General features: G+C 60.8%; 18 protein-coding genes. 13 read left to right on the forward strand and 5 right to left on the reverse strand.

The features are described 5' to 3' along the window. Positions 1-47 precede the first annotated feature (47 nt). Complete coding sequence (locus tag BWR18_RS16430; RefSeq protein ID WP_254684884.1) at positions 48-1,127, forward strand: polysaccharide biosynthesis/export family protein; 1,080 nt, start codon at positions 48-50, stop codon at positions 1,125-1,127. Between the two features lie 64 nt (positions 1,128-1,191). Here the strand turns inward: BWR18_RS16430 and ahcY are convergent, their stop codons facing one another. Beyond that, on the reverse strand, positions 1,192-2,577 hold the full coding sequence (gene ahcY / locus BWR18_RS16435; RefSeq protein WP_076629524.1) for an adenosylhomocysteinase: 1,386 nt from the start codon (positions 2,575-2,577) through the stop codon (positions 1,192-1,194). Between the two features lie 71 nt (positions 2,578-2,648). Beyond that, a complete protein-coding gene (locus BWR18_RS21965) occupies positions 2,649-3,020 on the reverse strand; it encodes a hypothetical protein (protein WP_076629525.1) in 372 nt (123 codons plus the stop codon). A gap of 129 nt (positions 3,021-3,149) precedes the next feature. On the opposite strand from BWR18_RS21965, the gene BWR18_RS16445 reads away from it, so the two are divergent. Both BWR18_RS16445 and BWR18_RS16450 read left to right on the forward strand, forming a co-directional pair. After that, positions 3,150-3,746, forward strand: a complete 597-nt coding sequence (locus BWR18_RS16445) for an HD domain-containing protein (RefSeq protein WP_076629526.1) — start codon at positions 3,150-3,152, stop codon at positions 3,744-3,746. Then, entirely contained in the window at positions 3,743-4,228 is a 486-nt protein-coding gene (locus BWR18_RS16450) for a GNAT family N-acetyltransferase (protein ID WP_076629527.1), read from the forward strand. Before BWR18_RS16445 ends, BWR18_RS16450 begins: the two co-directional genes overlap by 4 nt. Positions 4,229-4,424: 196 nt before the next feature. Here BWR18_RS16450 and BWR18_RS16455 read toward each other — a convergent pair whose 3' ends face one another. Beyond that, positions 4,425-4,979, reverse strand: coding sequence for an ActR/PrrA/RegA family redox response regulator transcription factor (locus BWR18_RS16455; protein WP_039685909.1), 555 nt, complete (start codon positions 4,977-4,979; stop codon positions 4,425-4,427). 84 nt (positions 4,980-5,063) lie between these two features. Next, the gene (locus BWR18_RS16460; RefSeq protein ID WP_076629528.1) at positions 5,064-5,684 is read right to left on the reverse strand and encodes an SCO family protein; all 621 of its coding nucleotides are present in this window, start codon (positions 5,682-5,684) and stop codon (positions 5,064-5,066) included. 91 nt (positions 5,685-5,775) lie between these two features. On the opposite strand from BWR18_RS16460, the gene regB reads away from it, so the two are divergent. From regB to trxA, 8 genes are all read left to right on the forward strand, one after another. Then, on the forward strand, positions 5,776-7,173 hold the full coding sequence (gene regB / locus BWR18_RS16465) for a sensor histidine kinase RegB (protein ID WP_076629529.1): 1,398 nt from the start codon (positions 5,776-5,778) through the stop codon (positions 7,171-7,173). A gap of 206 nt (positions 7,174-7,379) precedes the next feature. Continuing rightward, positions 7,380-8,777 (forward strand): PAS-domain containing protein, encoded by a 1,398-nt coding sequence (locus tag BWR18_RS16470; RefSeq protein ID WP_172839399.1) that lies wholly within the window; start codon positions 7,380-7,382, stop codon positions 8,775-8,777. 44 nt (positions 8,778-8,821) lie between these two features. Next, complete coding sequence (gene tsaE / locus BWR18_RS16475; RefSeq protein ID WP_076629531.1) at positions 8,822-9,295, forward strand: tRNA (adenosine(37)-N6)-threonylcarbamoyltransferase complex ATPase subunit type 1 TsaE; 474 nt, start codon at positions 8,822-8,824, stop codon at positions 9,293-9,295. After that, complete coding sequence (locus BWR18_RS16480; RefSeq protein ID WP_076629532.1) at positions 9,288-10,307, forward strand: aminoglycoside phosphotransferase family protein; 1,020 nt, start codon at positions 9,288-9,290, stop codon at positions 10,305-10,307. Before tsaE ends, BWR18_RS16480 begins: the two co-directional genes overlap by 8 nt. Further along, positions 10,283-10,975 carry a nucleotidyltransferase family protein gene (locus BWR18_RS16485; protein WP_254684885.1) on the forward strand — a complete coding sequence of 231 codons (693 nt, stop codon included), beginning with the start codon at positions 10,283-10,285 and terminating at the stop codon, positions 10,973-10,975. Before BWR18_RS16480 ends, BWR18_RS16485 begins: the two co-directional genes overlap by 25 nt. Continuing rightward, positions 10,968-13,919 (forward strand): double-strand break repair protein AddB, encoded by a 2,952-nt coding sequence (gene addB, locus BWR18_RS16490; protein ID WP_076629534.1) that lies wholly within the window; start codon positions 10,968-10,970, stop codon positions 13,917-13,919. The genes BWR18_RS16485 and addB overlap by 8 nt, the downstream gene beginning before the upstream one ends. Further along, on the forward strand, positions 13,916-17,233 hold the full coding sequence (gene addA / locus BWR18_RS16495) for a double-strand break repair helicase AddA (RefSeq protein WP_076629535.1): 3,318 nt from the start codon (positions 13,916-13,918) through the stop codon (positions 17,231-17,233). Before addB ends, addA begins: the two co-directional genes overlap by 4 nt. A gap of 38 nt (positions 17,234-17,271) precedes the next feature. After that, a complete protein-coding gene (gene trxA, locus BWR18_RS16500; RefSeq protein WP_076629536.1) occupies positions 17,272-17,592 on the forward strand; it encodes a thioredoxin in 321 nt (106 codons plus the stop codon). 33 nt (positions 17,593-17,625) lie between these two features. Here trxA and BWR18_RS16505 read toward each other — a convergent pair whose 3' ends face one another. Further along, positions 17,626-18,537 carry a capsular polysaccharide export protein, LipB/KpsS family gene (locus BWR18_RS16505; RefSeq protein WP_076629537.1) on the reverse strand — a complete coding sequence of 304 codons (912 nt, stop codon included), beginning with the start codon at positions 18,535-18,537 and terminating at the stop codon, positions 17,626-17,628. Between the two features lie 97 nt (positions 18,538-18,634). Here BWR18_RS16505 and hslV point away from each other — a divergent pair, with 97 nt between their 5' ends. Then, positions 18,635-19,192 carry an ATP-dependent protease subunit HslV gene (gene hslV / locus BWR18_RS16510; protein WP_076629538.1) on the forward strand — a complete coding sequence of 186 codons (558 nt, stop codon included), beginning with the start codon at positions 18,635-18,637 and terminating at the stop codon, positions 19,190-19,192. Beyond that, entirely contained in the window at positions 19,189-20,226 is a 1,038-nt protein-coding gene (locus BWR18_RS16515) for an aldo/keto reductase (RefSeq protein ID WP_083957741.1), read from the forward strand. Before hslV ends, BWR18_RS16515 begins: the two co-directional genes overlap by 4 nt. The last annotated feature ends 19 nt before the right edge of the window (positions 20,227-20,245 follow it).

The raw sequence follows: 20,245 nt of genomic DNA on the forward strand, positions 1-20,245 counted from the left end.
CAGAGGGACAAATCGTGCAAAATCCATTTCGCTTTCTTGCGTCAGTCGTGCTTCTTTTTGTCCTGGCGGCCTGTACCCTGCCGCGCGGCGCCGCCATCGAAGGCGAAGTGATCCGCAATCAGAACAACGAAGACGCGGCATTTTCGGTCGTTCCGATCACACGGGAGAACGTGGCGCAGCTGGCGACATGGCCCGTAACCGGATGGGAAGGGCAATACCATTGGTTCACCCGCAACCCCGGCCCCAAGTCCAACGTCATCCGCCCCGGCGACAGCATCAACCTGGTGATCTGGGACAACCAGGAAAACTCGCTTCTGACCGGCCTCCAGCAACAAAATGTTGCGCTTGAGGGGATCATCGTATCGCCCGGCGGTATGATTTTTGTACCTTATATCGACGAAGTGCGCGTCAGTGGATCAACCCCCGACGCCGCACGGCGCCAGATCGAAGAACAGCTGCGGTCTGTCGTGCCCGACCCGCAGGTGCAGCTGTCCGTTCTGTCCGGACCCGATAACTCGGTTGATGCCGTGGGCGGCTTCAACGCACCCGGAAACTTCCCGCTGCCAAACCGGAACTTCTCCATCCTCAGCCTGATCTCGGCAGCGGGCGGTATTTCTCCGGAATTGCAAAACCCGCTCGTGCGTGTGACCCGCGGCGGCCAGACCTTTGGCATCCGCGCCGATGACTTGTTCAAGCGGCCCTCGGCCAACGTCATCCTGCGCGGTGGCGACCAGATCATTGCCGAAGAAGACGAACGGTATTTCGTGGCGCTGGGTGCCACAGGCACCGAAACCATTGTCCCCTTCACCCAGGAACGCATCAACGCGGTTGAGGCGCTGGCGCTGGTCAACGGCATCAATGATTCACGCGGCAACCCCAAAGGCGTCCTGATCCTGCGCGACTACACCCGCCAGGACCTGCGTGCAGATGGGTCCGGACCGACCAAAACCCAAGTGGTCTTTGCCATCGACCTCACATCGGCGGACTCGCTCTTTGCCGCGCGCAAATTCAACATCAACCCAGGTGACCTTGTCCTTGCCACCGAAAGCCCGATCAGCTCGGTCCGCACCATCTTTGGCCTGATCGGATCGGTTGTCGGCGTGGGCAACTCACTCGACGGAAGCTAAAAAGGCCGCGCACTGCGCGACCTTTGATCAATTGAATGGGCGGGGCATTCCCCGCCCTTTTTCTTTAGTAGCGGTAGTGTTCCGGCTTGAACGGACCTTCGGGTGCGACACCGATATAGGCGGCCTGGTCCGGATCCATCTTCGTCAGCTTGACGCCGATGCGGTCCAGATGCAGGCGCGCCACCTTTTCATCCAGATGCTTGGGCAGAATGTAGACGTCATTCTCGTAATGCTCGTTCCGGGTCCACAGTTCGATCTGCGCCAGCACCTGATTGGTGAAGGACGCGGACATCACGAACGACGGGTGACCCGTCGCATTGCCCAGGTTCAGCAAACGACCCTCGGACAGCAGGATGATGCGGTTGCCCGAAGGCATCTCGATCATATCCACCTGTTCCTTGATGTTGGTCCACTTGTGGTTCTTCAGGCTGGCCACCTGGATCTCGTTGTCGAAATGGCCGATGTTCCCGACAATGGCCATGTCCTTCATCTCGCGCATGTGCTCGATGCGGATCACGTCCTTGTTGCCAGTGGTGGTGATAAAGATGTCGGCGTCCAGGTTCTCTTCCAGCAGAACAACCTCGAACCCGTCCATCGCCGCCTGAAGCGCACAGATCGGATCAACCTCTGTCACCTTCACGCGCGCACCCGCACCGCTCAAGCTGGCGGCCGAACCCTTGCCCACGTCACCATACCCCATAACAACAGCAACCTTGCCGGCCATCATGGTGTCCGTCGCGCGGCGAATACCGTCGACCAGCGATTCCTTACAGCCATACTTGTTGTCGAACTTCGACTTGGTCACGCTGTCATTCACGTTGATGGCGGGGAAGGGCAGCTGCCCTTGCTTCACCAGATCATACAGGCGGTGCACACCGGTGGTCGTCTCTTCGGACACGCCCTTGATCTGGTCACGCATCTTGGTGAACCATCCGGGGCTCTGCTCCATGCGCTTGGCGATCTGCGCCTTGATAACGGTCTCTTCTTCCGACGTGGGCACGGGAATGATCTCTTCGCCCGCCTCGGCCCGCGCACCCAACAGAACATACAGGGTCGCATCGCCACCATCGTCCAGGATCATGTTCGGCCCATCGGCAAACTGGAACGACCGGTCCAGGTAATCCCAATGCTCTTCCAGGGACTGCCCCTTGATGGCAAAGACAGGCGTCCCGCCCGCCGCGATGGCCGCCGCCGCATGATCCTGTGTCGAAAAGATGTTGCACGACGCCCAACGCACATCGGCGCCCAGCTCTACCAGCGTCTCAATCAGAACAGCCGTCTGGATCGTCATGTGAAGTGACCCGACAATGCGCGCACCGCTCAGCGGTTTGCTTTCGCCATATTCCACGCGGCACGCCATCAGGCCCGGCATCTCGGTTTCGGCGATATCCAATTCCTTGCGGCCATAATCAGCCAGCGCAATGTCCTTGACGATGTAATCCTGCGACATCCGTTTGTCCTTTCAAATCCGGTTGTCGCGCAGATAGCACTGACCCCCCTCCGGGGCAATCGCCCTGAGGGTCAGGACGCGTCGGATGTCAAAAGGTCAAGAAAGGCAAGGGCCGAGCGGGGCGCCGCATCACCCTTCTCCCGCAAGATCCGCTCAAACGCCACGATGGGATCATCGCTCGCGCTCCAGTTCTCACCCTGACTCAGAACGCAGGCGCGGTCGTCGCTGCCCAACTCCATCAACGTCCATGTGCCGGTCGCCTCGGACGCCCATAATTGCTGATCCGCGGCCCAGGCCCCTGCAACAGGCGTCTCGCCATACCAGTCGATCAACGCCGCCTCCATTTCGGCGGCCTCCATACAGACAGGATTGGCCAGCACTGCGGTCGCGGTCGCGAGCGGTGCAAGAGATGTCAGAACCAGGGCTTTCAGAACGTGTTGCATGTCAGATAAACGCCAAACTCCGGATTGTGTTCCCGACCCCAACACGGTCCCGACTGCCGCGCGCATCCACGCAACCGCTTCCCCACTGCGCACCCCTGCGCTAAGCACGGGGCAAGACCGGAGACAGAAATGGCAAAACAACCCCGTGCATGGCAGCGCATGTTATCGGGCCGCAGGCTGGACCTGCTGGACCCCACCCCCATGGATATCGAGATCGAGGACATCGCCCACGGCCTTGCCTTTGTCGCGCGCTGGAACGGACAGACAGCGGGGGACTACGCCTATTCCGTGGCCGAACATTCGCTTTTGGTAGAGACGCTTTTTGGCCGTATCGCACCCAGCGCACCAGCGAAATGGCGGCTGGCGGCACTGCTGCACGATGCGCCCGAATACGTGATCGGCGACATGATTTCACCGGTCAAGGCGGCTGTAGGTCCCGACTACAAACTGCTCGATGAACGGCTCGAGGCCGCCGTGCACATCCGCTTCGGCCTGCCCGCCAAGGTGCCGCAAACGATCAAGCGCCAGATCAAGAAGGCGGACCGCATCAGCGCCTGGATGGAGGCGACCCAGATCGCCGGCTTTACCGAGGCCGAAGCCAGCAAATTCTTCGGCAAACCCGACACGGCACTGACCCACGGCCTGCACATCGTGCTGCGCCCACCGGTCGAGACGCGCAATGCCTTCACCGCCCGCCATGCCAGCTTGCTCAAGGATTGCACATGATCCACGTCCGCCCCGCCATCGCACTTGACGCCCCGTCCATGGCGTCGCTGCTCAACGCCATCATCGACAGGGGCGGAACGACCGCACTGACCACCAAGGTCTCCGGTGTGGACCTCGCTGACTGGATGGCCGCCAATGATGGGCGGGCCGCGTGGCATGTCGCCGTGAACCAGGCCGAACAGGTGGTGGGCTTCCAATGGATCGAACGCGCCAACTACCTCCCGCCCGAGGCAGCAGAGATCGCGACCTTCGTGCAAATGGGCCAGACCGGTCTCGGCATCGGGTCAAAGCTGTTCGATGCCACACGCAAGGCGGCCAAGGCCATCGGCTACACCTGGATCAACGCCAACATCCGCGCGGATAACGAGGGCGGGCTGATCTACTACCAGTCGCGCGGGTTTCAGGACTATGGCAGGTTAGACGGGTACGAGATGGCGAACGGCCAGATCGTGGACAAGATCCTCAAGCGCTACGACCTCTAAGCCGGATGTGCACCAAGACGGTGCACGGGGTGTGCACACTCGGTGTACGGGTTGTGCACACGGCTCATATCCCGGCAGTTTTCAAAAACTGAAAACTATATCCAACCACAAAATCGTCTGCGGTCCACTTCTCTGGTTTGAAAAATCCTCGGGGGGAGGCCGCAGGCCGGGGGGCAGACAGCCCCCCTCTGAGCTCTCAACGCGGCGAACGTTTCGCCAGGATGCGCTGCAAGGTCCGCCGGTGCATGTTCAACCGCCGCGCCGTTTCGGACACGTTGCGATCGCACAGTTCATAGACGCGCTGAATATGTTCCCACCGCACGCGGTCGGCGCTCATCGGGTTCTCCGGTGGCGGCGGCAGGTCGTCACCGGTGGCCAGCAAGGCGTTGGTGATGTCGGTCGCATCCGCAGGCTTTGACAGGTAATCCGTGGCCCCGATCTTGACCGCTGCGACAGCCGTCGCAATGGCGCCGTAGCCGGTCAGAACAACCACGCGCGCATCGGGCCGCTTGTCCCGCAACACCTCGACCACGTCGAGGCCGTTGCCATCCTCAAGCCGCAAATCAACCACGGCATAGGCCGGGGGGCGGGCGGTCGCGATGGCTTTGCCAGCGGTGACGCTGTCTGCGGTCTCAATCTCAAAACCGCGCTTCTCCATCGCTTTGGCCAGCCGCCGCAGAAACGGCTCATCGTCGTCAACCAACAAGAGCGATTTGTCCGCGCCCAAGTCACGCATTGCCGCTTCGGCCATCGAATTCTCCAGTTCCCGCTTATTTTTCTGGCTGAAGATGAATATGGCGCGCGGAGCCTGCGGGGTCAAATTTTTCCGGCGATATCAGGCGTTTTCGACAAAGCAGGCAACACGGTCCGCCATGGCATCCGCGCCGATGTCGCGGCGGAAAAACTCAACAAAACCATGCTCCGGCAGCACCAGGTACGTAAAGGTTGAGTGATCGACGAGGTAAAATTCGTCCGATTTGTCATGTGCCTTGTAATAGGTCCGGTAGGCCTTGCTTGCGGCATCGGTCTGTTCCAGCGACCCGGTCAGGCCAATCATCTTCTCATGCAGGTTGTAGGCAAAGTCGCCCACGATGTCGGGCGTGTCCCGCTCGGGGTCGATCGAGATAAAGACCGGCGTCACCGAAACGCCGCGCTCCGCCAGCACATCAACCGCTTCCGCGTTGCGGGCGGTATCCAGTGGGCAGACATCGGGGCAGAAAGTGTATCCGAAATAGATCAGGCTCGGCTCGGTGATGACATCCTGGTCCGTGACGGTCTGGCCTTCGGCATTGACCAGTTCGAACGGACCCCCGATCCCGTTGCCGTCACCGGCCACCTGGGTCGCGTTGCACTGGGCAAACGCCGTGTCCTCGCCCCCCGATTGTGTCACCCACCAGATCCCCCCAAGAAAAAGGGCCGCGACAAGGGCTGCAACGGGTGCGATGATACGGGTCATGTTCGGCCTCCGGGCTAGAGTTGTATCCTAGCTAACAATCCGCGGCGCGTGTTCAATAAACGACGCGTTCAATAAACGAAGAAGTGACACAATGGCGCAACCCGACTTTGGCCTGCTGACCGGCCAGCAAAGATCGAACTGGATTCGCCTGCGCACGATGATCCTTCTGCGCTGGGTGGCGATCGTCGGCCAGCTTGTGGCGCTGACGGTCGCACAACGGCTCTACGGCCTGCAGCTTGAACTGGGCCTGTGCTACCTCGCCGTCGGTGTTTCTGTCATAGGCAACCTGATCGCCATCTTTGTGTTTCCTGAAAACAAGCGCCTGAACGAAGGCGAAAACATGATGATGGTCCTCTTCGACGTCCTGCAGCTTGGGTTCCTGCTGTTTCTCACCGGCGGCCTGCACAACCCGTTTGCATTGCTCTTGCTGGGGCCTGTCACGATCTCTGCCGCGGTTTTGACGACCCGATCGACGCTTCTTGTCGGCGCCACGGCCATCGTGATCGTGACGATTCTGTCCGAATACCACCTGCCCCTGCGCACGCAGCAGGGGTTCATCCTGCGCATCCCCGACCTGTTTGTCTTTGGCAACTGGATCGCCTTGGTGATCGCGATCTGTTTTATCGGCCTGTATTCGCGCCGCGTCACATCAGAGATTCACTCGATGTCGGACGCCCTGTCCGCCACGCAGCTTGCGCTGTCCCGTGAACAAAAGCTGACCGATCTGGGTGGCGTCGTTGCCGCGGCGGCGCACGAGTTGGGCACGCCCCTTGCCACCATAAAACTGACAAGCGCCGAGTTGATCGAAGAGTTGGACGACAGGCCAGAACTGAAAGAAGACGCCGCGTTGATCCGCGAGCAGGCGGATCGTTGCCGTGACATCCTGCGCGACATGGGTCGCGCCGGGAAGGATGACCTGCACCTCCGGCAGGCGCCTTTGATGACCGTTGTGCAAGAGGCAGCAGAACCGCACACGCACCGCGGCAAGGCCGTGGAGTACACGCACGACCCCGATGCCGGGGACGAGATCGACCAACCTGCCATTCTACGCCAACCCGAGATCATCCACGGCCTGCGCAACCTTGTTCAGAACGCCGTCGACTTCGCCCGCTCCACCGTCTGGATCGAAGCGCATTGGACGGATACCCAAATCACCATTCGCATCATGGATGACGGTCGTGGGTTCCCGCCACAGCTTCTGGGTCGCATCGGTGATCCCTTTGTCCGCCGTCGCAAGACGTCGTCGGAACGCGCCCAGCGCCCGGAATACGAGGGGATGGGCCTGGGGTTGTTCATTGCCAAGACATTGCTGGAACGGTCTGGCGCCGAACTGGCCTTTGCAAACGGCGCGGACCCTTACGGCGCGTGGCGGCCAAACGACACGCATATCGGCGCAATTGTCGAGGTCACGTGGCCTCGCGAAACCGTTGACGCGCGTCAGGGCAAGAACGCGATCACTATAGGTCAAAACGAACCCATCCGAACCTGAAATCCATTGATTTTGAAACACGCGTTAAGTCCGCGTTAACGATCATTACCTAATAGTGTCATTGGGTGGCGAAAGGTCGCGTTATGGCAATCTTGGAACTGATTGTGGTGGTTTGCTCTGCCCTGTGCGCGGTCGCCGCCGGCGTGCTTTTCTTGCGGCGCGCGCCGCTTGAAACAACGTCCGAACCAGGATCGCAAACCTATGGGATGAGCCTGCTGTTTGACGGCGTCGATCTACATCACGCCACTCCCGAAGCAGAAACGACGCTGCAAAGGCAGTCGGGCAAGACGGACTGGCAGGCTTTGAAAGCGGGGCTGGGCGCGCGGTTTCCGGGTTTGCCGGATGCGGCGGAGCTGCCCAATGTCGAAGTTCTGACGCTTCCGGCCGCAAGCCATGGCGACGACGCCGTCCTGCGCCTGCACCGTGAAGCCGAGATGACGCGGGTCGAGCTGGACGACACGACACCCGCCGATCCAACCGCGCAACACAAACTAAGCATGTTGCAATTCGAACTGGACACATTGCGGCTGGCCGCGACCGAAGCGCCATACCCAATATGGCTGGTCGATGATGCCAAGACAATCTGCTGGCGCAACACGGCTTACAGATCCCTTCAAGCCGCAATGCACGGCACTGATGATGACGCCCAGACCGAAGTGTTTCATTTCACGCCAAGCGACGTAAGTGGAAAAACCTCCGTCCGGGTGCCGGTCAAAATGGACCGAAACGGAACGACCGAATGGTACACCGTCACAGCGACCGAAGCAGGCACGTCCACCGTATTTCATGCCGTCGACATCAATGCAGTCATTCAGGCCGAGGTTGCCCAGCGCAATTTCGTGCAAACGCTGGCCAAAACCTTTGCGCAGCTGTCTATCGGGTTGGCGATCTTTGACCGCAACGGGCAGTTGGCGCTGTTCAACCCGGCCTTGGTCGATCTGACATCGCTGCCAGCCGAATTCCTGAGCGGGCGGCCAGACATGTTGTCCTTCTTTGACCGTCTGCGCGACAATCGCGTGATGCCGGAACCGAAGAATTATGGGTCTTGGCGGCAGGAAATATCGGAAATGATCAATGCCGCATCGCATGGCAGTTATCACGAGACCTGGAACCTGGACACAGGGCACACATACCGGGTCAGCGGGCGGCCCCACCCGGACGGCGCCATAGCCTTTCTGATTGAGGATATCACCGCGGAAATCTCACTCACCCGGAATTTCCGTGCCGAGTTGGAGCTTGGACAGTCCCTGATGGACACATTCGACGACGCACTTGTCGTGTTTTCCTCCGCGGGCGTCCTGACATTCTGCAACGCGGCCTATCGCGAGATGTGGAAACTTGATCCCGACAACAGCTTTGCCGACGTGACAATCGTGGACAGCCTGCAGGCATGGCAGGAAAAATGCGCACCTGATCCCGCATGGGGCGACATGCGCGACTACGTCATGAAGTGCGGTGAACGCGCCGCCTGGGATGTGGATTTGAAACACCATGACATGGGACCGATCCGAGCACAGGTTTCGCCTATTGCATCCGGTGCAACGCTCATCCGGTTCACGGAGTTCGCACATATCGCGGCCAGCCCGGTCGCCGAATTGACCTGACCATTCCAACTTGCAGCGGCAGGCAATGGCGGTAGGTTGGCAAAATGACGACCGCCCCCCTGACCCTGCATTGGCCGACCGAGGACGACACCGCACGCGCTGCGCGCGCGATTGGCGCGAACATGCAGCCCGGCGATGTGATTTTGCTGGAGGGTGATGTCGGCGCCGGGAAGACCCACCTTGCCCGTGCCCTGATCCAGTCGCTTATGACTGAGCCGGAAGACGTGCCGTCACCCACATTTACGCTGGTGCAGATCTATGACACCAGGAACGGGCCGTTGTGGCATACGGATCTGTACAGAATTTCCGCAGATACGGAGATTGACGAGTTGGGCTTGTTCGACGCTTTCGAAACCGCGATGTGTCTGGTCGAATGGCCAGATCGGCTGGGCATGATGACCCCGAAACATGCGCTTACCATCAGCATCGAAACGCAAGGCGATGCGCGATCTGCTCGGCTGTCGTGGACAGACCCGCGCTGGGCAAACCGCCTGAACGAGGTGGCGCACAGTGCCTGATCGCGCAGAACTCAAAGACCGCTTTCTGAACGGAACCGGCTGGGCAGAAGCGCCACGCATTCTTGTTGCAGGTGACGCGTCAAACCGAAAATATGAACGGCTGTCGCTAAATGGACAGACGCGCATCCTCATGGACGCGCCACCGGAAAAGGGCGAGGATGTCCGCCCCTTTGTCGATGTAACGCAACTGCTACGAGGTGCGGGACTGTCCGCGCCCGAGATCTTCGCACAGGACGCCTCAAACGGGTTTCTTCTAATCGAGGATCTGGGCGACGATCTGTTTGCCCGCCTGATCAACGCGACACCGTCGCTGGAAACGCCCCTGTATGAAACCGCGACTGACGTCCTTCTTCACCTGCATCGCGCGGCGACACCTGATCTGCCACGATATGACGCCAAAGCCATGACGGATGTCGCCTGCCTCGCCTTTGACTGGTATCAGCGCGGCGCAACCGGAGCGGTGGATACCGCGGCCCGGGGCAGCTTTGCCGCTGCAATGAAAGATGCGCTTGCACCGTTGGATGCGACGACGCCGGTCCTGGTCCAACGGGATTATCATGCAGAGAACCTGATCTGGTTGCCAAACCGATCAGATGTGCAGCGGGTTGGCCTGCTCGACTACCAGGACGCGATGCTGGGACATCCGGCCTATGATCTGGTGTCGGTGCTGCAGGATGCGCGGCGCGATGTGTCGACGGACGCTCAACGCGCCATGGTGGGCAGGTACATTGCGGGTTCAGGCATCGACGCCGACGTATTCAATCATGCCTATGCTTTGCTTGGCTTGCAGCGCAATTTGCGCATCCTTGGTGTCTTTGCCCGTCTTTCGCTGGCCTATGGCAAACCGCACTACGTCGATCTTATTCCACGGGTCTGGGGCCATATTGAAGCCAATCTGACACATCCCAGCGCGTCCCACGTGGGCCACCTTGTCCAACGGCATCTGCCCAAACCGACCCACGACATTCTCAACAGCCTGAAGTCCCAATGCAAAACGATACCCCTGCCATAATGGTCTTTGCCGCCGGGTTCGGAACGCGGATGGGAGAGCTGACGAAATCGCGGCCAAAACCGATGATCAAGGTTGCGGGGCTGCCACTGATCGACCGTGCGCTGGGACTTGTGGCCGAGGTGCAACCACCCCGGACCGTGGTCAATCTACACTATTTGCCGAACATGCTTGAGGCGCATCTGAAAGGCACCTCGGTCATACCGGTTCGGGAAGAGCCGGACATACTCGAAACCGGTGGCGGGCTGCGCAACGCGCTGCCACTTCTCAAAAGCGATCCGGTTCTGACGCTCAACCCGGATGTCATCTGGATCGGACCGAACCCACTTGCGGTCGCGCTTGGGGCGTGGGACCCGACACACATGGACGCCTTGCTGCTATGTGTTCCGATGGAGCGTGTGCATGGACGGGACGGCGATGGCGATTTTCACCTCGATGACAACAACCGGCTGCATCGGGGCGGCGACCTGGTCTATGGCGGGGTTCAAATCATGAAAACCGCGCGCCTGCACGATGTGCCTCAGACGGCCTTTTCCCTCAACGTCGTGTGGAATGACATGGCCAAAGACGAACGGCTGCATGGCGTGACCTATCCCGGTCAGTGGTGTGATGTGGGTCGCCCCGAAGGGATCCGCATTGCCGAAGACGTTTTGCGGCACCACCATGTTTGACCCAAGCGACACGGCACGCTTGTTTGGTTGCGCCCCCGGCGTCGATTTTCCGCTGGCGGTGGTGCGCGGGCTCGAACAGCGGCTTGAAACCGCTCCGCCCGAGGCATGGGCGCGCGTGACACTTCTGGTCAACACGACCCGCATGGCGCGCCGGTTGCGCGACTTGTTCGATCAGGGCCCGGCGCGTTTGCTGCCCCGCATTCGGATGATCACACAGATTGACGATCTGTGCCCGCACGCGCCGATGCCCCCCGCCGCGACACCCCTTCGCCGGCGTCTGGAATTGGCGCAACTGATCAAGACCTTGATTGAAAACCAGCCGGAACTGGCCCCGGATGCGGGGCCGTTTGATCTGGCCGACAGCCTTGCAACGCTGCTCGATGAAATGCAGGGCGAGGGCGTCAGCGCCGATGACATTGCGCGCCTTGATGTATCTGACCAGTCCGGGCACTGGGCGCGCGCGCAACAGTTCATTGCCATCGCGCAACGCTATATCAACGACAGTCAAAGCGCCCCGGATCCCGAAGCGCGGCAGCGGGAAACGGTGTTACGGCTTGCCGAACACTGGGCACAGACCCCGCCGCACGACCCGATCCTGATTGTTGGTTCGACAGGATCGCGCGGCACGACCTTACGCCTGATGGAAGCCGTCGCGCGATTGCCCGAGGGCGCCGTGATCCTGCCCGGCCTCGACGATCATATGCCGCACCATGTCTGGAACACGCTGGCAGAGGACAAAACGGCGGAAGATCACCCGCAATATCGGTTTCTGCACTTATGCGAGGCGTTGGGTCTGCACCCATCCGATGTTGAACAATGGACAGGCCTGCCGCCAGCGTCAGATGCACGCAACGCGCTTGTCTCCCTCGCATTGCGCCCCGCCCCCGTCACAGACGCATGGCGGGACGAGGGGCCAAAGCTTGTAGATCTGGATGCCGCGACCGACGCGATCACCTTGGTCGAGGCTGATACCCCACGTACCGAGGCCATCGCCATTGCCATGCGCCTGCGGCAAGCCGCCGAAGACGGTCAAAAGGCAGCCTTGATCACGCCGGATCGTATGCTGACCCGTCAGGTCACGGCGGCGCTGGACCGATGGGAGCTGGTGCCGGATGACAGCGCCGGAACACCGCTGCATCTGTCGCCACCGGGCCGTTTTCTGCGGCATGTTGCGGGCCTGTTCCAAGCAACGCTTGATGCCGAGGCTTTACTGACACTGCTCAAGCATCCGCTGACCCACTCGGGTGCGAACCGCAATCTTCATCAACTGAACACACAGCGGCTTGAGTTGCGGATGCGCAGGGACGGGCTGCCATATCCCGAAGCCGACAGTCTGAAACGTTGCGCCCAAAAGGCGACACGCCAAGTCGAAGAGATCGCGCCCTGGGCCGACTGGGTGGCCGACCTGCTGTGTGATGGCGAAACCACCGGCCTGCTGCCGCTTGAGGTCTGGGTCACGCGCCACCGCGCATTGGCCGAAGCACTGGCAGAAGGACCCGACGGCGCAGATGCGGACGAGCTGTGGCAAAAGAAGGCAGGGCAGGCCGCGCTCAAGGTGATGGAGGGCCTTGCCGACGCAGCGGCCCATGGCGGTGACATGTCCGCAGGTGATTACGCCGGTCTGGTGGCCACTGCCCTGCGCCAAGGGGATGACGTGCGCGACCGCGACACCCCGCATCCGAACATCATGATCTGGGGCACGCTCGAGGCGCGGGTGCAGGGCGCAGATCTGGTGATCCTCGCCGGGCTCAACGACGGCACATGGCCCGAAGCGCCAACGCCTGACCCTTGGCTGAACCGAAAGATGCGTTTCGACGCGGGCCTGTTGCTGCCGGAACGGCGGATCGGCCTGTCGGCCCACGACTTCCAACAAGCCATCGCCGCGCCCAAAGTCTGGCTGACGCGCTCCATCCGGTCGGACGACGCCGAAACTGTCCCGTCACGCTGGATGAACCGACTGCGTAATCTCTTGCAGGGCCTTGTCGCGTCGGGCCATACGGATCATTGGAAAACGATGCGGGCGCGTGGCGACCATTGGCTTGCCTTGGCGCGACAGCTTGATGCCGCCCCTGATATGCCAAAGGCGCACCGCCCCTCACCTTGCCCGCCGGTCTCTACCCGCCCCAGACGCCTGACGGTGACAGAGATACAGACCCTGATCCGCGACCCCTACGCGACATATGCCAAACACGTCCTGCGACTGCGCGCGTTGCGACCGCTCGTGCAAACCCCGGATGCCCTGCTGCGCGGGATCCTGTCGCATGACGTGATGGAGCAGTTTGTCCGCGACACGATGAAGAACGCAGAGCATCTGACCACGGACGCGCTGATGCAGCACGCCCGGCACGTTCTGAACCGTGATGTGCCCTGGCCCGCTGCACGCGCGCTGTGGCTGGCCCGGTTTGAACGCGCCGCCGCCTGGATTGTCGAAACGGAACACCTGCGCCAGATGCGCGCAACGCCGATCCTGTTCGAGGAAGAGGCCAAAGGAAAGCTGGCATTGCCCGCGATCCGCACCGAACTCGAAGGGCGCGCGGACCGGATTGATGTGGATGAAACCGGCGCCGTGATCCTCTACGATTACAAGACCGGATCGCCGCCAACAAAAGATCAGCAAAAGCACTTCGACAAACAGCTTCTGATCGAGGCGGCGATGGTCGAGGAAGGGGGATTTGCCGCCCTCGGTCCCCGACCCGTCCGCGCGGCGCAGTTCATCGGCATAGGCAGCACACCCAAGATCGAAGACGCGCCGCTGGATGTTGAGACGCCGCGGCAGGTTCTGGCAGATCTCGTGGGTCTGCTCAGCGCGTACCTGGAGGGCGACAAAGGCTACACCTCGCGCCGGGCGCTGTATGAGGATCGGGAAGCGCGGGATTACGACCAGCTTGCCCGTTTCGGGGAATGGGATGTCACCCAGGACCCCATGCCAGAGGTGCTGACATGACCGCCACCTTCAGCGATGCAACGCTGCGCCAGCAGGACGCCGCCCAACCGACGCAATCGACATGGCTGTCGGCAAATGCGGGCTCAGGCAAGACCCGCGTTCTGACCGACCGCGTCGCCCGCCTGTTATTGGAGGATGTCGAACCGCAACACATCCTGTGCCTGACCTACACCAAAGCCGCCGCGTCCGAGATGCAGAACCGCCTGTTCCAGCGCCTAGGCGCATGGGCGATGCTGGATGATCAGAAACTCCGGTCAGAACTGGCCGAGTTGGGCTTGCCCCACGTGCCGACGGCAGATGGGTTGCGCAAGGCCCGCACCCTGTTTGCCCGCGCGATTGAGACGCCGGGCGGCCTGAAAATCCAGACGATCCACTCATTCTGTGCGTCTCTATTAAGGCGTTTTCCCCTCGAAGCGGGCGTAAGCCCCCAGTTCACCGAGATCGAAGATCGCGCCGCCGACCTGTTGCGGGCCGAGCTGGTGGATCAGATGGCAGATGGCCCGGATGCCGATGTGCTGGCGGGTATGGCACGGCAGTACAAGGGTGAGGATTTTCTGTCCCTGACCCGGGAAATCGTGGGTGGCTCCGGCTACCGCGACCTCGGCGTGGGTGATGCGCTGGAATTGCTTGGCCATCCCCGCGATCTCACACGCGACCGACTGGTCGACATGACCTTTGCGCCCGCCGATTGGCAGATGTTGGAGGACCTGGTGCCAATCTTGGCCGCGCAAGGCGTAACGGACAAGGCGGTTGGTGACATCCTCAAAGATATCATCGCGTTGGACCCATCAAGCGTGTCGATGGCCGAAGCGGCATTTCTGACCCAGACAGGCACCCGAAAGAAACGGTTTCCAACAAAAGGCACGCAAAACCAGGCCGCGCATCTGCTGCCCCAGCTTGAGGCGCTGATCGAACGCGTGGAGGCGGCGCGCGACGCACGTCTGGCGCTTGACGCGGCCGAGCACACCGTCGCACTGCACCGTTTCGCGCGCCGTTTTTCCGACCTTTATACAGAGGCGAAGAAACGGCGAGGGTGGCTGGATTTCGACGATTTGATCCAGAAAGCGCAACAGTTGCTCAGCGATGATCGCGTCGCCGCTTGGGTACTCTACCGCCTAGACGGCGGGATCGACCACATTCTGGTGGATGAGGCGCAGGACACAAGCCCGCTGCAATGGGATGTGATCCGACGGCTGGCCGAAGAGTTTTCCAGCGGCGAGGGCGCGCGTGTTGACGTCACGCGGACGATTTTCGTGGTGGGGGACAAGAAGCAGTCGATCTATTCCTTTCAGGGCGCCGACCCGCGGGAATTTGACCGTATGCAGACCGAATTCGGCTCTAAACTGAACGAATCCGGTCAAAAGCTGTGGGACAGAAGCCTGGATTTCTCGTTCCGCTCTTCTCCGGCGATCCTCGACCTGGTCGACAAGGTGTTTCAGGACGAAGCGGATGCAGGTTTTGGCGGGGGGCCACACATCGCCTTCAAAACCGACCTGCCCGGGCGCGTCGATCTGTGGCCGCTGGTGCCGAAACCGGAAAAGACGCCGGAACGCGACTGGTTCGATCCGGTGGACCGGCGCAGCCCCGAACACCAGTTTCGCACCCTCGCAATGGCAGTGGCCGGGCAGATCAAGCAGATGCTGGATGACGGGGTTCTGATCCCGCACAAGGACGGCCCACGGCCAATTCAACCGCGCGATGTTCTGATCCTCGTGCAGCGCCGTGGCGGTATTTTTCCCGACATCATCCGGGCCTGCAAGGAGTTGAACCTGCCCATTGCCGGAGCGGACCGGCTAAAGGTTGGCGCGGAAACGGCCGTGCGCGACCTTGCCGCTCTGCTGGCCTTCCTCGCCACGCCCGAAGACAGCCTATCCCTCGCAACCGCGTTGCGATCCCCCTTGTTCGGCTGGTCAGAACAGGACCTTTTCACCCTCGCACACCATCGAACCGAGGATGAGTTGTGGCGTGCGTTGCGCACAAAAACCGAGGAATACCCCGAAACGGTCGCGGTTCTGCGTGATTTGCGGAACAATGTGGATTTCCTGCGGCCCTACGATTTGGTCGAACGCGTTTTGACCCGCCATCGGGGACGTCAGCGACTGCTTGCGCGGCTCGGGTCCGAAGCGGAGGATGGGATTAACGCGCTGTTGTCTCAAGCGCTGTCCTATGAGCGCAACGAAGTGCCCAGCCTGACCGGTTTCCTGACCTGGATGGAAACCGATGACCTTGAAGTCAAACGCCAGATCGACAGCGCCTCGAACCAGATCCGCGTGATGACCGTGCACGGGTCCAAGGGACTGGAAGCGCCTGTTGTGATCCTGCCCGAATGCGGGAAGCGGGATGTCCAAATTCGCGATGCGATTATCGACATCGACCGGACGCCAGTGTGGAAAATGCCGTCCGGCCAACTGCCAGCGCGCATGTCCAACCGTCTCGAAGACATGAAGGCCGCCCAGCGCGAGGAATCCCTGCGACTGCTCTATGTGGCTCTAACACGGGCCGAAAAGTGGCTGATCATCGGTGCTGCCGGTGAGCTGAGCAAAGATGGGAGCGACTGGCACCAACGCGTGCAAGCCGGGATGGAGGGCTCTGGCGCGACCGTCCTTGAAACGCCCGTCGGTGCCGGATTGCGGGTGGAGCATGGCGACTGGGCACTGACCCCGGCGCAAGGTGACGATGCACAAGCCAGTGCCGCGCCTTCTATGTCACCGCACTTCCACAACATCGCGCCACCGGCAGAAAAAGAGCGGGAAACAGTATCTCCCTCCGATCTTGGGGGCGCCAAGGCGCTTCCCGGTGATGGGTTGGACGAAGCGACGGCAAAAAGGTTCGGCACGGTTGTGCACGCCTTGCTTGAGACGCCGGGCGCAAGCGCACAGGTTTTGGCACAGGCCGAGTTGAGCGACGCCCTAGAGGCGCAAGCAGAACAACAAGCGCAGCGCGTGCTGTCCGACCCCGATCTCGACTGGCTTTTCACTGGCGACGTGTTGGCCGAAGTGCCTGTGACAGCACCGCTTGGCCACGCCCGACTGCACGGAACCATCGACCGGCTGAAGACCACCCCGACAACGATCCACATCGTGGATTTCAAGACAAACCGCGTCGTGCCACGCGAGCCGGCCGAAACCCCGGAGGGCGTGCTGCGCCAGATGGGCGCCTATGCGTATGCAATCGCTCAGATTTACCCGGATCGCGACATTCGGCTCAGCATCCTTTGGACCCACACATGCGTCCTGATGCCCATTCCGCACGATATCGTGACAGCGGCGCTCGAGCGCACTCAATATCTTGACGATACTCCGGGCGATACCTAGGTTGCGACCCTACGCTTGAGCCTGGCAGGAGAACTCACATGGCAACCGTGGCAGTCACTGACGCGACTTTCGACGCCGAAGTCAAAAATTCCGATGTCCCCGTCGTGGTGGACTTCTGGGCCGAATGGTGCGGCCCGTGCAAACAGATCGGCCCAGCCTTGGAAGAGCTGTCGTCCGAGATGGAAGGCAAGATTAAGATCGCAAAGGTCAATGTGGACGAGAACCCGAACGCGCCCGCGCAGATGGGCGTTCGTGGTATTCCTGCGCTGTTCATCTTCAAGAATGGCGAAGTGATTTCGAACCGCGCTGGTGCCGCGCCAAAGGCCGCACTGCAAAGCTGGATCGAAGACAGCATCTAAGACTTTCGAAGGGCATCCGCCGTGCGGGTGCCCTTACGCCATCGGCCAACCGGCAGCCTTCAATTTCGCTGCAATCTTGGCCTCGGCACTGCCGTGACCTGCGTTGATCGCCATGTGCTGCCACACCCACCAGACATATGCCGCATAATTCGGACAATGCGTTTCGACGTCTTGAAATGCATCCGCATCCTGCCCATCCACCGTGGCATGATGGAAATCCGTTCTGGCGAAGGTGACCGCAGGTTTACCAAAAAACATCGCGTCAAACGCAAGACCTGAGTTCATCGTGACAACAAAAGAACAACGAGGCAGCAACACCTCCCGACCGCCCGTTTGGATTGTCAGACGGGTGTCCGTCTGTGCCAGCCGCTCCAACGCCGCCCGCTCGGCCTGCGTGTATGTCTCTTTGGGATGAAGCGTCGCAACGATGTCGCGGTCCGGGCAAGCCGCACGTGTCCGCGCAATCATGTCGAGCGGCGTACAGATTTGGAATGACCGCTGATCCAGCAGGCGACCTTGCAGCGGGATGTAGACAAAACCGTCATCCGAGATGTCACCCAGCAACGATCCCGCCACACGCTTTTGCCAGAAGGAATAGAAGCGTTTCGCCTCCGCCATCGGAATATCCGCGGCGGGGAAATCGGCACGCGCGACATCCCAATGCCACCGTTTTTCCGTCGGCTGTATCTGCCAGAACGGATAATGGTAGACGCGGCGAAAAGTCAGGCCATGAAGGTTCGGTGGTGGCGTCATCTCGGACAGAGAGTAACCCCGCCGCGACACCGCCTTCAGCCGTTCCGAAAGCACATTCCGATGATAGGACACCTCGAACCCGCGGGGGCGGAGGACATTTTCAATCTTTCGGATGAAATTGTGTTCGCCTGCTTCAGCCCGACGCTTGGTATCAGGGTCTAAATAGAAGCGAACGCGTTTGGGCTGCGGCATGTGTGCACCCTATGCAGCCGGACCACGACCGGCAACCGACCCTTGCCCGTCTTTGGCCAGACCGCCATATATCGGGCAATTGAACAAGGAGAGCCGCATGGCCAGCTCAGAGTTTCCCGGATGGCACGGGACGACGATCATTGGTGTGAAAAAAGACAGCGAGGTCGTGATTGCCGGGGACGGCCAGGTCTCGCTGGGCCAGACGGTGATCAAAGGCACCGCGCGCAAGGTGCGGCGGCTCAGCCCCGGTGGATATGACGTGGTGGCTGGGTTTGCAGGTTCAACCGCAGACGCCTTTACGCTGCTGGAACGGCTTGAAGCAAAGCTGGAAGCGACGCCGGGCCAACTGGCGCGAGCCAGCGTGGAGCTGGCCAAGGATTGGCGCACCGACAAGTACCTGCAAAAGCTGGAGGCGATGCTGATTGTCTCCGACGGCGCCGACATGTTCGTGATCACCGGGGCCGGCGACGTGCTGGAACCCGAACATGACGTAACCGCCATCGGATCAGGCGGCAACTACGCGCTCGCCGCCGCGCGCGGCATGATGGACAGCGACAGGGATGCCGAAGCCGTTGCGCGCGATGCAATGCAAATCGCCGCAGATATCTGCGTTTACACCAACGGCAACCTGACGGTGGAAAGGATCAGGAAATGACCGAGATGACCTATACCCGCATGGGCAACAGCGGTCTGATCGTCAGCCGCATGTGCTTTGGCACGATGACATTCAACGCCGGTTCGGAATGGATTCCCGGCGTGGCAAAGGTCGATCAGAACGACGCAACCGAAATGGTGCACCACGCCCTCGGGTCTGGTGTGAACTTCTTTGACACGGCCGATGGATACTCCAGCGGCGAATCCGAAGTGATCCTGGGCAAAGCGCTGGGAAAGCGCAGGAACGAAGCGGTCATTTGCACCAAGCTGGGGTTCCGTCAGTCGGACCAGATCGGTGACGCGGGCCTAAGCCGTGCCCATGTGCTGAAGCAAATCGACGGCAGCCTGGACCGCATGGGCATTGACCACATTGACCTGCTCGTTCTGCATAAAACCGATTTCACCACCCCGGTCGAGGAAACCCTCGCCGCGCTGCAGACTGCCGTCGAGCACGGCAAGGTACGTTATCTCGGCGTGTCAAATTGGCCCGCCTGGCAGGTGGCGCGCGCTGTGCAATACCAACGCGATCATCGTCTGGCGCCGTTTGTAGCCGGTCAATACCTCTACAACCTCGTGTCCCGCGACATCGAACAGGATGTGCTGCCAATGATGGCGGACATGGGCGGCGGGCTGATGGCGTGGTCACCGCTTGCCGGTGGATTGCTGTCGGGCAAGTACGATCCCGAAAAACTGGAAGACGGTGAGGGACGCCTGAGCGAGGGTGGCGATTTTCTGGGTATCGACACCGGCACGGCACGCAAGATGATCGAAACACTGACCGACATCGCCAAGGCGCATGGGGCGCATCCCGCGACCGTCGCGTTGGCATGGATTCTGGCGCAGGATCGGAGTCACAGCGTGATCTTTGGCGCATCGAAGATGAGCCATATGGATGCGGCGCTCGCGGCACCGGGGCTGACCCTGACACCGGATGAGCAGAAGGCATTGTCTGACATTGCGCCACCCAACAAGCGCTATCCTCATTGGTTCGACACAATGATGACGGACGAATTGAACACACAGATTTTGTCCTGAACACAAAGGCCGCTGAACC

Origin of the sequence: Tateyamaria omphalii, from assembly GCF_001969365.1 — a bacterium.
In the GTDB taxonomy this organism is placed as follows: Bacteria; Pseudomonadota; Alphaproteobacteria; order Rhodobacterales; family Rhodobacteraceae; genus Tateyamaria; species Tateyamaria omphalii_A.